Raw genomic sequence first — 14,147 nt, 5'->3', positions numbered from 1 at the left:
TTTTGCTTGTCTAAACTATCAGTAACGATATCAAACCCTAATTATTACGTTGACAGAAAATCTGCAAGGTTTAGTCTAAAAGCCTTGTGTGTACTTGCTTTCAAGTTTTAGGACAGGTCTATTGATTGCCTCATAAGGCTTCTAACGATCGCCCTCCGGAAAGTGACAGAAGAGGGGTAATGCTGTTATTGCAAAGTCAATTTTTTAACGAACCGCCATCTCTACGAGAGGCTTTCGCCAACGCGCAGCGGATCGCACAGAAGGCGCAGAGAACGCAGATAAAAGAAAGAACGGAAGAAAAAACGAGAATTTGAGCCAGTTGCTTTTGGACGCAAGGTGCTGAATTCGCACTGGCTGCCTAATTTGAATTATAGGTATTTCCCTGTTCCCTCTAATGCACAACACCCGCTTGAAAAACTCTTCCAATTACTTCTTCTACAGGCGGTTCAGTTACTGTTAAATCGACTACTTCCAAATCCGCCAAAATCTTAGATACAGTACGGGTAAGCGCCTCCCGCGGCACCATATAACGCACTGATCGCCCTTCCAAGAGTTGTACATCACCATAAGACATGAGTTTTTCCACTGATACAGGTTGGGCTAACTCGATATAAACTTCTCGGTAAGGGGCAAAACGTTCTAGTAGTCCATCTAAGTTACCGTCATACATTAGTTTCCCCTGGTAAATTAACAGCACCCGTTGACACAAAGCTGTGATGTCAGCCATGTAATGACTTGTCAGCAGGACTGTTGCCTGATATTGCTGGTTATACTCCCGCAAGAAATCGCGTACCCCTACTTGAGCATTGACATCTAATCCCAGCGTCGGTTCATCGAGAAATAATACGTGGGGACGATGCAAAAGTGCTGCCAATAGTTCTGCTTTCATGCGCTCACCCAAAGATAGCTTCCGCACTGGTTGGATCAGCTTCCCTTCTAGGGAAAGCATCTCTGTTAATTCTCCCACTCGCCGCTGAAACTCTTTATCAGAGATGTTGTATACAGCGGCGTTAATTTTTAAAGAATCCAACGCTGGTAAGTCCCAAATCAATTGCTGCTTTTGCCCCATCACCAAGGTAATTTTTTGCAAAAATGCTTCGTCGCGGCGAAACGGAACGTGCCCAGCTACTTTGACTGTACCGCCAGAAGGATGAATTAGACCCGTCAACATTTTGAGTGTAGTAGTTTTACCAGCACCATTTGGCCCTAAAAACCCCACAATTTCACCTGGAGCAATTTCAAAAGAAACATCCTCAACTGCTTTAATTGAACGGTAGGTACGGCGGAAAAAGTGTTTAATTGTACCTTTAATTCCCGGCTCTTTAACGGCTACTGGATAAAATTTACTCAGCTTTTCAGCAACGATAATTGGCATAGATTTTATATTAAAACTACAGATAAACCCTGATAATTTATCTGTATTTATCAGGGTATCAGGGTTCGTCTGTGTTCCAAATATTTAAATACAGATTTTTGCAAACAAGAGCTATCATGATTTCCTATGGTGAGTATTACCCAGTGATCAAACAGAGGTTTACCGTAAACGTCCCGATCGCAAAGTACTAATAATTAACCACAACCCCAACAGACTCGCGACTGCAAATAGGATAGTGCTTAAAAAAGATAGCTGTGTCGTCTGGGCTTTAGTGGAAATAATGGCCGCACCCATAATCAGCGAACCCACCAAAATGCTAAAAGACAATCTATTGGCTGCGTCGTCCATAGTGCGACGCACGCCATCTAAACCTCGCAGCGATAAATTCCACTGTAAGGTTTCCGAAGTAACTCGGTCTAGTAACAATTCAATCTGGCGGGGAGATTGTAGTGAGAGACTTTTGATATCCAGGGCTGTTCTGAGGAGCGATCGCACTGGATTATCGCCCAGTAATTGCCGACGAAACAAGTCTGTGATTAATGGTTTGATTTCATCAAAAAAATTAAGCTCTGGGTTAAAGGTACGCGCCACCCCCTCTAAGTTAGCTAGGGTTTTGGCATACAAGCCCATGTTGCTGGGTAAACGAATTTTATTGTTGCGAGCAACCTGTAAAACTTCATAAATTATCTGACTGAAGTTTATTTCCGTGAGGCTGACATTGTGATATTTTCGCAACATGCGATCGTAATCATTTTCCAACCGGGACAAAATTACTGGCTGACCGGAATCTGATAGCTGTAAAGTTAATTGAGCACACCTTTGGGCATCTAAATCAACGATCGCCAACAACATTTCTGTTAATATCTGCTGTGTACGAGGATCAAGTCGTCCCACCATGCCACAGTCTAAAAGCGCCACGCGACCATCTTTAAGATAAAATAAATTCCCTGGATGGGGATCGGCGTGAAAAAAACCATCTATATATAATTGCTGAAAAAAAGCGCGAAATAGCAGAGTGGTAATTTCTTTACGTTCTACAGCGGGATCTTTGCCGTTATCACTGCTGTTCAAATCTGCCAATAGAAAAGGTACACCGTCCAGCCACTCCATCACCAGTAATTTTTCTGTAGTCAAATCCCAGTAAATTTCGGCAACTACTATTTGTGTGGGATCAAACCAGCGACTGTGGGATAAATTGCGCCGTAATTGGTCTGTAAAACCAGCTTCCCGCGTGAAATCTAACTCGGCTTCTAGCGCTTTGGTAAATTCTTCAGCAATAGATTTGATTTCATAGGTTTGCCCAAAATCAGTACGGGCGACTAAATCAGCAATCCCTTGAATTAAGGCGATATCTTGGGCAATAGTAATATCAATTCCCGGACGCTGTACTTTCAGTGCGACTTCTCGACCATCTGCGAGTGTGGCTCGATGGGTTTGGGCAATTGATCCCGCTGCGACTGGGATGGGATTAATCGTACTAAAAGTTTCTTCTAGCGATCGCTTTAGCTGTTTGCGGATGACGACTTCTACATCTGTCCAAGGCACTGCTGGCACTTCATCTTGTAGGGTTGATAATTCCTCAATGTAGGAAGCGCTAAGCAAGTCTGGGCGGGTGGAGAGTAGCTGTCCAAGTTTGACATAAACTGGCCCCAAATCCACCAAGATGTTTTTTAGAACAGCAGGTGTCGGTAGTTGGGGTTCATCAGCTTTACCACCAGTGAGTAACCTTCGCATATAGTCCCAACCATTGCGAAGGAATACTTCAATAATTTCTCGTTGACGAGGAACAGTTTGGGTGAGGAACATTTTTGTCACGAACTGCTAAAGATGCAGAAAAGCTAGAGGGGTAAGCAGCAGGGGATAACAATACAGCGGAAGTTAGATTTAGCTCCGGGGCTTGTTAAGGTTTTACTGGATGCGGCACAGTCTTTGAATCTTTGTATGGATGATTGTAGGGCTTCGTGAAGCTTCTGTTCAATCAGCATCTGTTTGACATAATTGGAGCATGAATCACCACCGTGTAAGAGGCGATGAGGACAAGAAAATCCCTTGACCGGAGAAATATACTTTTGATAGGTAGCAATAGAATTAATAGCCATTGTTTTAGCCAGAGGCTCAAAGCTGACGATTTCCATAACTTTGAGATCAAACAGTAGACAGTCAAGTTATAATAGAAAAACAAACTTTTTCGCCTCTGCCAAGGGTTTTAACTTTTACATCTACAGCAGGTTGGTAAATCGGGGATCACTTTGGAGAGTTTTGAGGATCTGCTTAATTTCCTGCGTACGGTCTTTTTTAACTACGAGAGTAACATTGCGATCGCGCACAATCACCACATCCTCTAAACCAATAGTAACAACCACATCTTCTGGATTTGAGGCATAAATAATCGCCCCCTGGGTATCTAATCCCACATGGGTAGCGAGTTCCACATTCGGAGTCTCTTCTTTCTTAAGTAAGCGTTCGATCGCATTCCAATCTCCTAAATCATCCCAACCAAACTCTACTGGTAAAACGTATGCTAGAGTTGTCTTTTCCATTAGTGCATAGTCTATACTCTTCTTAGGCAACTGGGGATAGATATCAGCACCGTGTTCTTCTAAAGGTTCGATAATTTCTGGAGCATGGGTATGTAGTTCTTTGAGAACAACCCCAGCCCGGAAAACGAACATGCCACTATTCCAGCTAAAACGTCCCGTAGATAAAAAAGTTTCTGCCGTTTCACGGTTGGGCTTTTCAGTAAAACGGTTGACGTGATAAGCTGGCAACTCATTAAAGCTACCTATTTTTTCACCTTGTTCAATGTAACCGTAGCCGGTTGATGGAAAAGTAGGCTTGATCCCCAAGGTGACGATCGCCTCTGTGCTTGCCGCCAGCTGCGTAGCTGCACTTAATGTGTATGCAAACGCCTTTTGGTCGGCAATCCAGTGGTCAGCAGGGAAAAAGCCAATAACAGCGTCTTCTCCATAACGCTTTTTAATTTCCAAACTTGTCCAAGCAACCGCGGCGGCAGTGTCCCTTCCCTCTGACTCAATCAGCAAGTTTTGAGATGGTAGTTCGGGTAGTTGTTGTCTTACCCCTTCAGCTATCTGACTAGAAGTTATCACCCACAAGGAATCCCACCCCATTCGAGTGAATCCTTCTCCTATGGGAGACGCTTCGCGAACGGATCCGCTTTGCGATCGCCAGTCGCCTGCGGGAGGATTTCCCTCGGTGGCGCTAAACTCACCGCCACCGAGATCAATCAACCGATCGGCGGTTGCTTGTAATAGGCTTCTAGAGCTACCATCAAGACTTAAAAATTGCTTGGGTCGGTCTTTGCGGCTTAGGGGCCAAAAACGCTCACCTTTACCACCAGCAAGTATTACAGGGAACAATAAAGTATTCATGTTGTCATACACACCTACCGAAGAACATTACAAGTTTACAGTGAGCTTTTACACTGGCAATATTTGTAGCTTGCATTAACATACTTTTAGGGAGTGGTTGAGTGGGGAGATAATCGTGATCAAACAAGTTAAATGGTCGGAAAATCCGGTCACATCTCAACAAAAAGCCGAATTTGAAAATGAGGTGCGATCGCAACCAGTTCAAAAGACGGAAAATCAGGTAACGCCTGCACCAGCGCCAGACTCAGAGGATGAGGTAATACCACCAGCAAATAATTCTCGTAGCGTCGTCGAATCTGTGGGCGCGATTCCCAACCAGCTTTATGAGAGACTGGGCTTGACCATGCCTCGATGGCTGTTGTGGATATTGACGGTTGTCTTAGGAATCATTTTATCTGGGCTGCTAGTTTCGACTTTAGCGCTGTGGACTCCGTTATGGAGCAATTTAGATCGAACAGATGAAGATTTAGCGACTGCTGGTAAAGATGAGCAAAAAATGCCGCTACCTGGAGAGTTATGGAGCAAACTCTCTCAGTACCAGCTATCACGACCGATGAATATTTTAATTATGGGAATTGAACCAGTTAGCGGTACCGTTGATGGTTCACCAGAAAGCTTTGCTGGTAAAAGTGATACTATGCTGCTTGTCCGGCTAAACCCCAGCGATAAGTCTGTACGTGTGCTTTCGATTCCCAAAGACACGATGATTGCGATCCCAGAAAAGGGAGAACAGGGATTAACTAAGGTATCGGATGCCAATGCCCAAGGCGGCCCAGTCTTGGCAGCGCGGGTAGTCAGCCGTACCTTAAGTAATGCACCAATTGATCGCTATATCCGCATCTCCACTAGCGGCTTACGGCAGTTAGTCGATCAATTAGGCGGGGTAGAGGTGTTTGTTCCCAAATCAATGGAATATAAAGACACCAGTAGTCGGCTGTCGATTAATTTAGTCAGTGGCTGGCAAACCCTTAACGGTGAACAGGCAGAACAGTTTGCCCGGTTCCGCGATCCAGGGTTGGGGGATCTGCCAAGAGTGCAGCGACAGCAAGCATTAATGGCAGCTTTGCTGCAACGCCTCAACAGTCCTACCGTCTTACCTAGGTTGCCTCAATTAACTCGCTTAATGCGAAAATACTTTGACACCAACCTTAAGATGGAAGAAATGATGGCGTTGGTGAACTTTGGCCTCAACCTAGAGCGAGATAATTTCCAAATGACCGTGCTGCCTGGTGCGTTTAGCCGTTTTAGCAAAGACCCTAATAGCTATTGGCTGAACATGACTGGACAACAGAGCCTATTGAATGATTATGTTGGGGTGAATGTACCTGGTCTGAAGCCAGATACGCGACGGGTTCCTAACCTCAAAATTGCTATTCAAAATGCTTCTAATCAACCTCAGCTAACTGAAAAAGTTATTGCTTATCTCAAACAGAAAGGCTTTACTAATATTTACAAAGCACCCGATTGGCCTGATACCCAACGTCAAACTCAAATTGTTGTTCAAAAAGGGAACCGACAAGTAGGAACTGACTTGCAAAAAGTCTTAGGCTTGGGTCAAATAGAGGTGTCAGCGAGCGGTGATTTAGAATCTGACCTCACAATCCGTATTGGGAAAGATTGGAAATAGTCAAGAGTCAAGAGTCAAGAGTCAAGGGTCAGAATTAATTACTCTGGACTTTTGACTTTGGACTGTTGACTCTAAAAATAAAGTTATGAAAAAGATTTTACTTCGATGCTTTAGTTTGATTGTAATTTTAATTATGGCTGGCTTGTGGATATTACTTAGTTCAAAACCAGCTTTTGCTCAAATCAACACAATTAACTATAACAATATCAATCTAGAAAATCGTGACTTTTCTAATGCTGATTTAGCAGGCGTCACCTTTGTGGCGGCGGAAATGCGGGGTACAAATTTCCAAGGAGCGAATTTAACAAACGCAATTCTAACTAAGGGAGTTTTACTAAAAGCAAATTTGCAAGGCGCGAATCTAACGGGTGCTTTGGTCGATCGCGTCACTATGGATGGTGCAAACCTGAAAAATGCCATTTTTACAGAAGCAACTTTAACCCGCAGCCGCTTTTACGATGCCGATATCACTGGTGCTGATTTTACAGATGCTTTGATTGACCGCTATCAAGTGTCACTAATGTGCAAACAAGCTGATGGGATAAATCCAGTAACAGGTGTTTCCACACGAGAAAGTTTAGGATGTCGCTAGTCAATGGATAATTGATAACTGATAACTGATAACTAACATTCGTGACACAACAAGACCAAAAACCTTCTCGTTCTTTCGCTGGAATTGCTGGCATTGTTGCCGCAGCCACATTAATTAGTAAAATCTTTGGTTTAGTGCGGCAGCAAGCGATCGCTGCCGCTTTTGGTGTTGGTGCTGCTGCTACTGCCTATAGCTACGCTTATATTATACCTGGCTTTCTGTTAATTCTACTCGGTGGTGTGAATGGGCCATTGCACAGTGCAGTTGTCAGCGTTTTAGCCAAGCGCAAACGAGAAGAAGCGGCTCCTTTAGTGGAAACTGTAACAACGCTGGTAGCTGGATTGCTCTTGCTGGTAACAGTTGCTCAAATTTTCTTTGCGGATATGATCGTTGATTTAGTCGGTCATGGTTTGGATGCAACGACCAGGGCGATCGCAATTCAACAAATCCGCATTATGGCACCGATGGCTTTATTTTCAGGATTAATTGGCATTGGCTTCGGTACTCTCAATGCAGCCAATCAATATTGGTTACTCTCCATTAGTCCTTTATTGTCTAGTATCACTGTTGTTGCAGGCGTTGGTTTTTTGGCTATGCAACTGGGCAACGACATTATTAAACCAGAGTATGCTTTGATCGGTGGAATAGTTTTAGCTTGGGGAACCTTAGCGGGAGCCATTCTTCAGTGGTTGGTGCAACTCATTGTCCAGTGGCGGCTAGGACTAGGCACATTACGCTTGCGGTTTGATTTTAAATCCCCTGGTGTCCAACAAGTAATTAGAATTATGACTCCGGCGACAGTTTCTTCGGGGATGATGCCAATTAATGTCGCTACTGACCTCTATTTTGCTAGTCCTATTCCTGGAGCTGCTGCTGGATTTAACTATGCCAATTTATTAGTACAAACCCCTTTAGGGATTATTTCTAATATTATTTTGCTGCCCTTGTTACCGATTTTTGCTAAACTTGCTGGGCCAGAAAATTGGCAAGAGCTAAAATTACGTATTCGCCAAGGACTTCTGCTGACTGCCTTCACTATGCTACCGCTAGGAGCGCTGATGGTGGCCCTATCTGTACCTCTTGTTCAGGTGGTGTATGAGCGGGGTGCTTTTAAGCCAGAAGCTACAGAATTAGTGTCCTCCTTGTTAGTAGCTTATGGAATTGGGATGTTTGCTTATTTGGGGCGCGATGTCTTAGTGCGAGTGTTTTATGCTTTGGGAGATGGACAGACACCCTTTCGGATCAGCACTTTTAACATTTTGCTCAACGCCGTATTAGATTGGTTTTTTGTTAAACCCTTCGGCGCTCCCGGTTTGGTATTGGCAACGGTGGGTGTAAATTGTGGTTCAATGTTAATGCTATTATTTTTACTTGATCGCAAACTTAATGGTTTACCTTTGCGTGAGTGGAGTTTGCCGATTCTGGGTTTGACTGCTGGTAGCATCGTAGCTGGGGTAGCAAGCTATGCTACTCTGTTTGCTTCTCAGCAGATGTTAGGGAAAACGGGTTTACTGATTCTGCTATTAGAGTTGTGTCTATCGGGCTTCGTGGGAATCGCAGTGTTTGCAGCGATCGCTTCATGGATGAAAATACCAGAGGTGAATACTTTTATATCTCGTCTGCGTCAACGTTTTTTGAAGAAATAAGCTCCATTTATGGAGATAAAAAACAAAAAAAATCAACATTCAAGCCTCTTCTTTAAAGAAGAGGTTAATCCAAAATCGTAAATCCAAAATCCAAAATCGAATGACATCCTCCCTGCCTTCAGCGCGAAGCGTAAGGTTAGAAAGATGTCAACGAAAAAAGGATAAACTCTACGATTCCCGTCCCGATGACCAATTATCACGCCATTTGACAGTGCCTTCTTTCGCAATTACCCAGCGGCGGTTAACGAGATTTTCACGCAGAGGCGATCGCCCTTCCCGCCACATGGCATATTTGTAAGTAATCAGCTTACCAGCACTCTCATCAAAGGGAATCTCTGCAAACCAGGTATTTGAGTTGATGTACTCTAGAGGATATGCTTTGCCGATATCCCAATTACCTAATTCTGGACAGTCTCCAGTTACTACAATGGTTTCGCCGGGTTGAGTATCCACCCCATTGAGTTGCACGCGTATTATAGTTTGCCCTTTGATCCGTTCCCCAACGTGGCTGAAAACAATTACTCCTCGTTCTTCAAGTGGCAAGTTATGAATCTTACCGTCTTTGACTTCATACTTATTGCGAGTCACCACGCAAGTATGTTCTCCATCGGGTAATTCTGTCTCTACTTCTGGTAGGGTGACTTCTCCTCCCCGATTTAGAGCTACAAAACACACAGAGTCACGATACCGACGCACGTAACAATAAATATCGGGTGTCAGGTATTTTTGCCACTGGCTACCCATGGACACGGCGGGATTTAGTCGCCGTAATCCAGACAGGAGCCTGATGCAGCGATAAACCTCACTATCCTTATCCCAATTTTCCATCATTGGGCGGTTGTAAGGATCATTGCCGCCATCAGTATCGTTGTGCAGATACTGTTCTGTACCGTAATATATACAGGGAATGCCGCGACATGTCATAATTAAGGCGATCGCCACCTTAAGCATCGCTGAATCGGGGTTCAGCGACTGGAAGCGAGGCATATCGTGGTTGTCGATGAAGGTGACTAACTCTGTTGCCCCACTATAGCGAAAGTCTTGGTCAAAGATGTGTTGAATTGTCTGAAAGCCGTTTTCAGAACCTTGTGCCAGTGCTGCTCGAATTGCTACGCACAGCCCAAAGTCTAGCATGGTCATGCCAGAGTGGTTGGCAAATTCAACGGAGCGATCGTCACTGGGACTGCTGTAAATCCATTCACCAAAAATAAACACATCCGGCTTGTGATTGCTCATATCACCGGTGAATTCTTGCCAAAACCAGATAGGCATGTGCTTGACAGTATCCACCCGCAGTGCATCCACACCCCGGTCTAGCCATTGTTTAATTGCTGACTTAATATACTCACGATATTCAGCATTGTTTTCATTAAAGGTTGCTAAACCAGATAACTCACAGTTCTGCACCTGCCACTCATCTTCCCAGTTTTGCACTTCGCCGTAGTGGTGATACCAGTGACTGACATCATCGTTGAAGTCAGCAATTTTAACTCCATCGTCGTACAATTCACCTTTACTACCGCTGATATCGGGGCTACTATGGTTGCAGACAATATCTAACACCAACTTCATATTACGCTTGTGCAGTTCTGCAATTAACCGATCAAACGTTGTATTTTTTTCTTCTTGGGTTGCGTTTAAAGAAGGATTTTCTCCCTCAGCAATGTAACGAGGATTGAGCCGTTTAAAGTCTTTTGTCCAATAGCCATGCATCGCCGCATTGCTAATAAACAAATCTTCTACTTGCTCAAATAGTGGAGTTAACCAAACAGCAGTCACTCCCATGTTTTGCAGATAGTCCAATTTATCGATGACACCTTGCAAGTCACCACCCCAGTACTTACCCCAATCTTGTCCAGCTGGATCGTATAGTTCTGAATTCGCACCTTCGCTATTATTGGGATCGCCATCATGAAAGCGATCAACCACGATAAAGTAAATTGTTTCTTGACGAAATTCAATATCCCTGGTGTAAAGGAAGTCTAGATCAATTTCCGTGTCAGATGGTGGAGTCTGTATAAGAGCTTCTACTTTTTCTGTTGCAGAATCAACTTTGTATTGATCTGGCGAAAACTGGGATGGAGGGGTCTTTACCATAAAAAAACTTAGAGTTTCATGAAATTCAAGTTTGTAGAGCCTACAGTATGCGTTCGCTAGTCTGTGTAACTACAAACATCGGTATTATGCCATCCTGCTCACGGTGTAGCTATCTATCGTTAGCCAGTTTATAGCTCTATCTATAGATATAATTCATGCGCTAGAGGATCAGGACTTACGCAAGTGTCATATTTTTAACGCCAGAGGTTGTCTAGAGTCAAAGGTCAAAAGTCCAAAAAACCTTGATTCTTGACTCTTATACCAGAAGCCTTGTGTGCCAGTTGCATAAGTCCTAAGGATAAAAATAAACATCCATAGCAGATATTAGAGAAATTTATTTCTTAATAAAAATTTCCGCGATCGCAATTTTTACTATTTACTAAAATCTAAACTACAAATATGGCAGAATGTCAATATTTTATCGATACAAATTTCGGAAAATAGTGAGCTTAACTATATGTTCTTGCCCTTGGACAAAGTGAGAACTTATAAAAATGTTAAAACAATTTATAATCAGATTTTTTGTGATATCTAGTGTTCTATCTTCAGACAAGCGTAACTATAAACTATAAGCAGCATGTGTCCTATTGAAAAAGGCGGTGAGCAAAAACGAGTAATAGCGACTCGAATGTCAGAGTCAACTATAGTAATCCGATTTGATTCGTGAACTGACTCGTAGAGACACCGAATGGGGGATAGGGAATAGGGAATAGGAAAAAAGGGAGTTAGAGGTGTACGCAGTTTTTTCAAAAATCAAATAGGAATCCTATATTAAGACCAAAGTATTTTCTATAAAAAGGGTAATCATGCATGACCAATCAAGATATTAGTTTGAGATTTCCCAAGGGACGCACAGCATTTTTTCTGATTCATGGCGTCGGCGAACAAAATCCTTTTGAAACTATGGACTATTTCGCCCAGAACTTGCTCAAATACTTTGATCAGCAGAATTTACCTTTCAAGCTCGAACACTTAATTGCTAAGCGCAGACTATCCAATGGCTCTGTTTGGACGGAAAGCTTTGTCAGATTGAGTTCAACAGACACCGAGCAAAACTGGCTAATTGATGTTCATGAGTACTACTGGGCACCCAATACAGAAAATAAAATCAGTGTACCTGAGATGTTGCAATGGGCAGAGCGGACACTTGATGGAACAATCGAGTTTTATAGCCGTAAAGATAATCAAGCTCTATTAAATGCGCTTCTAGCTAACAAAAATAGAAAAAGCTTATTTACATATCGCTTACGCTGGCTCACTATATTCCTGCGCCTATTTAACTTCGTTTATCCAGGATTGCGACTGGGACTTTGGTTAATTCTGTCGTTTGTAGGGCCGTTTCTCAGAGGTCGTTTTCTACAATCAGCCTGGAAGTTAAGTAAACAAATTGTTACCCCGCCCTTAGTTAATTATGTTGGTGATGTTGCCATCTACAGCATTACTGACCGAAAATTACCTTACCAAAAGATTCGCCAACAAATAGTTACAGAATCGTTAACATTACTAAAAGCAATTCTTAAAGATAAGCAAGCAAATTACGACCAGGTAATACTGGCTGGACATTCTCTCGGTAGTTGTATCGCCTACGATACATTAAACCTTCTCTGTATTGAAGCCAGTCTTTCTCAAGCTCAGACTAAAAGTTTATTGCTGAATAAGATTCAAGGACTGATTACCTTTGGTTCACCACTAGACAAAATCGCCTTTTTCTTCCGGGAGGTAGCACAGGAGGGACAGTATATTCGCCAGAGAATTTTAGAACACCTCAACTCCTTGCGCGTGAAACCAGAATTTGGGCTGCGAAGTTCGTACTTGACCAACAACCCAATAGAATGCAAGCTTGATCAAATCCGTTGGGTCAATTACTACCATTTGAAAGACCCGATCAGCGGTCATCTGGATTACTATGAAAACCTAGATAATGTTGAAATGAAATATCAGGCATCCTGGGGTGTCCAAGGGCACCTGGGTTACTGGAGCGATCCAAATTTCTACGAAAATATCGCCCATCGCTTCCTGTATGTCTCAAATAAGGGTGACGAAAATCAGGAGTTTATACAGCAGGCGGATTACAGTAAGGCTTAATTAACGTTAGAGATACGTTTTAACACGGTTTTTTCACACCTGTGCGACATTAAGTAAGCCTTGCTAACTCCGATGCAGGAACTTTGCGGCGTTACTAAACTAAACTACTCATTGACACTTTCATGTTATTACTAGAAAGCCATTGGCTAAGGCAGCAATTATGACCAAATACGACAAGATTTTTAAATCACAAAAGACATCAGCAGAGTCACTGAGTCCAGAAGAAGCAGTAGCAGCGATCGCAGTTGTCACCGCAGTTGCAGATTCATCCATTGAAGATGTAGATGCAGAAAGTTTAGCAGGTATCCTCTGGGAGTTCGAGGTTTTTGAGGAATACTCAGAAGATGAAACTACAGAAATAGTCGATCGACTTATAGGTATTGTAGAAGACGAAGGACTCGGCCCCTTATTCAATGCTGCAAAAAAAGCTCTCTCAGATGAACTAGTGCTAGATGGTTTTGCTGCTGGGGTAATAGTGCTTTTGGACGAAGAAGAACTCACTATCTCCAACCAAAAACAACCGTATCTCAAAAAACTCCAAGAGGCTTTGGAACTTGAGGATGAAGAGGCTGAGGAAATAATCAAAGAAGTAATTGCAGCCTTTCAAGAAGCAGAAGATGAAGAATATGCAGATGACGAAGATGAAACAATAGCTGTAGAAAACTATAACCAACAAGCGTATGAGTCGCCATTAGGTAATTTTACAGTCCCCATTCCAGTTGACTCTCAGCAGGGAGGTAAGATTCAAAGTCAAGAAGGGGTAGTTGGTTTTTCCGATGACTTTGGTACATTACTGAGAATCGATTATTATCCTTTTCCCCCAGATCAAGTAGAGGAACTGAAATCTGTTGGACAGGAAGAATATTTCCAATCAATTTTAGTAGATAAGTATGTACCTCAAGCAATTTTTGTCAATGTCCCAGATGCTCAGGTGGAATTTAGTGAATATTTAGAGAACGCTTTAGAGGGAGCTTACTATGTATTAGTCAATATGCCAAAAGGTTCGACGATTTCCAAGCAAGAAAATAACGGGACTGCTATCAGATTAGACGCGTATCGGGGGCTTCTCACTTTTATTAGTGGTGAGTTTTTGTATATAGTTAGCAGTCAGCGCAGCTTTTTTAACGGTGAAACTCCCGGTTCTTTTGAAGAAGAAGCTGAGAGCATTAAGGAGAATATTTTAGAGTTTGTTGAGACTATAGAGTTCACTTAATCTCAACATCTGTGCGATGTTTTTTGACTCAGTACAAGTATCTACGCTCTTGAGAGATTGTAATGAAAAACTCCATCCCCTTGTGGGTGGAGTTTTTGGGAATGGGGAATGGGGAATGGGGAA

11 protein-coding genes are annotated in these 14,147 nt (G+C 42.9%); 6 read left to right on the top strand and 5 right to left on the bottom strand.

The window, feature by feature from the left end; translation table 11 throughout:
* Positions 1-125: 125 nt before the first annotated feature.
* Positions 126-314, top strand: coding sequence for a hypothetical protein (locus IQ246_RS23765; protein ID WP_194005794.1), 189 nt, complete (start codon positions 126-128; stop codon positions 312-314).
* A gap of 77 nt (positions 315-391) precedes the next feature.
* On the opposite strand, the gene IQ246_RS23760 is transcribed toward IQ246_RS23765, so the two are convergent.
* The 4 genes from IQ246_RS23760 to IQ246_RS23745 form a co-directional block, all read right to left on the bottom strand.
* Positions 392-1,375 carry an ATP-binding cassette domain-containing protein gene (locus IQ246_RS23760; RefSeq protein ID WP_194005793.1) on the bottom strand — a complete coding sequence of 328 codons (984 nt, stop codon included), beginning with the start codon at positions 1,373-1,375 and terminating at the stop codon, positions 392-394.
* 159 nt (positions 1,376-1,534) lie between these two features.
* The gene (locus IQ246_RS23755) at positions 1,535-3,181 is read right to left on the bottom strand and encodes an AarF/ABC1/UbiB kinase family protein (RefSeq protein WP_194005792.1); all 1,647 of its coding nucleotides are present in this window, start codon (positions 3,179-3,181) and stop codon (positions 1,535-1,537) included.
* Positions 3,182-3,213: 32 nt separating this feature from the next.
* The gene (gene yidD / locus IQ246_RS23750) at positions 3,214-3,510 is read right to left on the bottom strand and encodes a membrane protein insertion efficiency factor YidD (protein WP_194005791.1); all 297 of its coding nucleotides are present in this window, start codon (positions 3,508-3,510) and stop codon (positions 3,214-3,216) included.
* An 84-nt stretch (positions 3,511-3,594) separates the two neighbouring features.
* Positions 3,595-4,764 (bottom strand): mannose-1-phosphate guanylyltransferase, encoded by a 1,170-nt coding sequence (locus IQ246_RS23745; RefSeq protein ID WP_244142134.1) that lies wholly within the window; start codon positions 4,762-4,764, stop codon positions 3,595-3,597.
* 115 nt (positions 4,765-4,879) lie between these two features.
* Here IQ246_RS23745 and IQ246_RS23735 point away from each other — a divergent pair, with 115 nt between their 5' ends.
* The 3 genes from IQ246_RS23735 to murJ all read left to right on the top strand — a co-directional run bounded on the left by IQ246_RS23735 (position 4,880) and on the right by murJ (position 8,629).
* Complete coding sequence (locus tag IQ246_RS23735) at positions 4,880-6,391, top strand: LCP family protein (RefSeq protein ID WP_194005790.1); 1,512 nt, start codon at positions 4,880-4,882, stop codon at positions 6,389-6,391.
* A gap of 85 nt (positions 6,392-6,476) precedes the next feature.
* Positions 6,477-6,983 carry a pentapeptide repeat-containing protein gene (locus tag IQ246_RS23730; RefSeq protein ID WP_194005789.1) on the top strand — a complete coding sequence of 169 codons (507 nt, stop codon included), beginning with the start codon at positions 6,477-6,479 and terminating at the stop codon, positions 6,981-6,983.
* A 41-nt stretch (positions 6,984-7,024) separates the two neighbouring features.
* Positions 7,025-8,629, top strand: a complete 1,605-nt coding sequence (gene murJ, locus IQ246_RS23725) for a murein biosynthesis integral membrane protein MurJ (RefSeq protein WP_194005788.1) — start codon at positions 7,025-7,027, stop codon at positions 8,627-8,629.
* A 168-nt stretch (positions 8,630-8,797) separates the two neighbouring features.
* Here the strand turns inward: murJ and IQ246_RS23720 are convergent, their stop codons facing one another.
* The gene (locus IQ246_RS23720; RefSeq protein ID WP_194005787.1) at positions 8,798-10,726 is read right to left on the bottom strand and encodes an alpha-amylase family glycosyl hydrolase; all 1,929 of its coding nucleotides are present in this window, start codon (positions 10,724-10,726) and stop codon (positions 8,798-8,800) included.
* Between the two features lie 810 nt (positions 10,727-11,536).
* Between IQ246_RS23720 and IQ246_RS23715 the strand changes: the two genes are divergently transcribed.
* Together IQ246_RS23715 and IQ246_RS23710 are read left to right on the top strand one after the other, a co-directional pair.
* Complete coding sequence (locus IQ246_RS23715) at positions 11,537-12,811, top strand: hypothetical protein (RefSeq protein ID WP_194005786.1); 1,275 nt, start codon at positions 11,537-11,539, stop codon at positions 12,809-12,811.
* A 160-nt stretch (positions 12,812-12,971) separates the two neighbouring features.
* A complete protein-coding gene (locus IQ246_RS23710) occupies positions 12,972-14,024 on the top strand; it encodes a tellurite resistance TerB family protein (protein ID WP_194005785.1) in 1,053 nt (350 codons plus the stop codon).
* The last annotated feature ends 123 nt before the right edge of the window (positions 14,025-14,147 follow it).

The organism is aff. Roholtiella sp. LEGE 12411 (genome assembly GCF_015206995.1).
Lineage (GTDB): Bacteria > Cyanobacteriota > Cyanobacteriia > Cyanobacteriales > Nostocaceae > Komarekiella.
The sequence above is the reverse complement of the archived record's forward strand: the minus strand, read 5'-3'. Positions and strand labels throughout refer to the sequence as shown.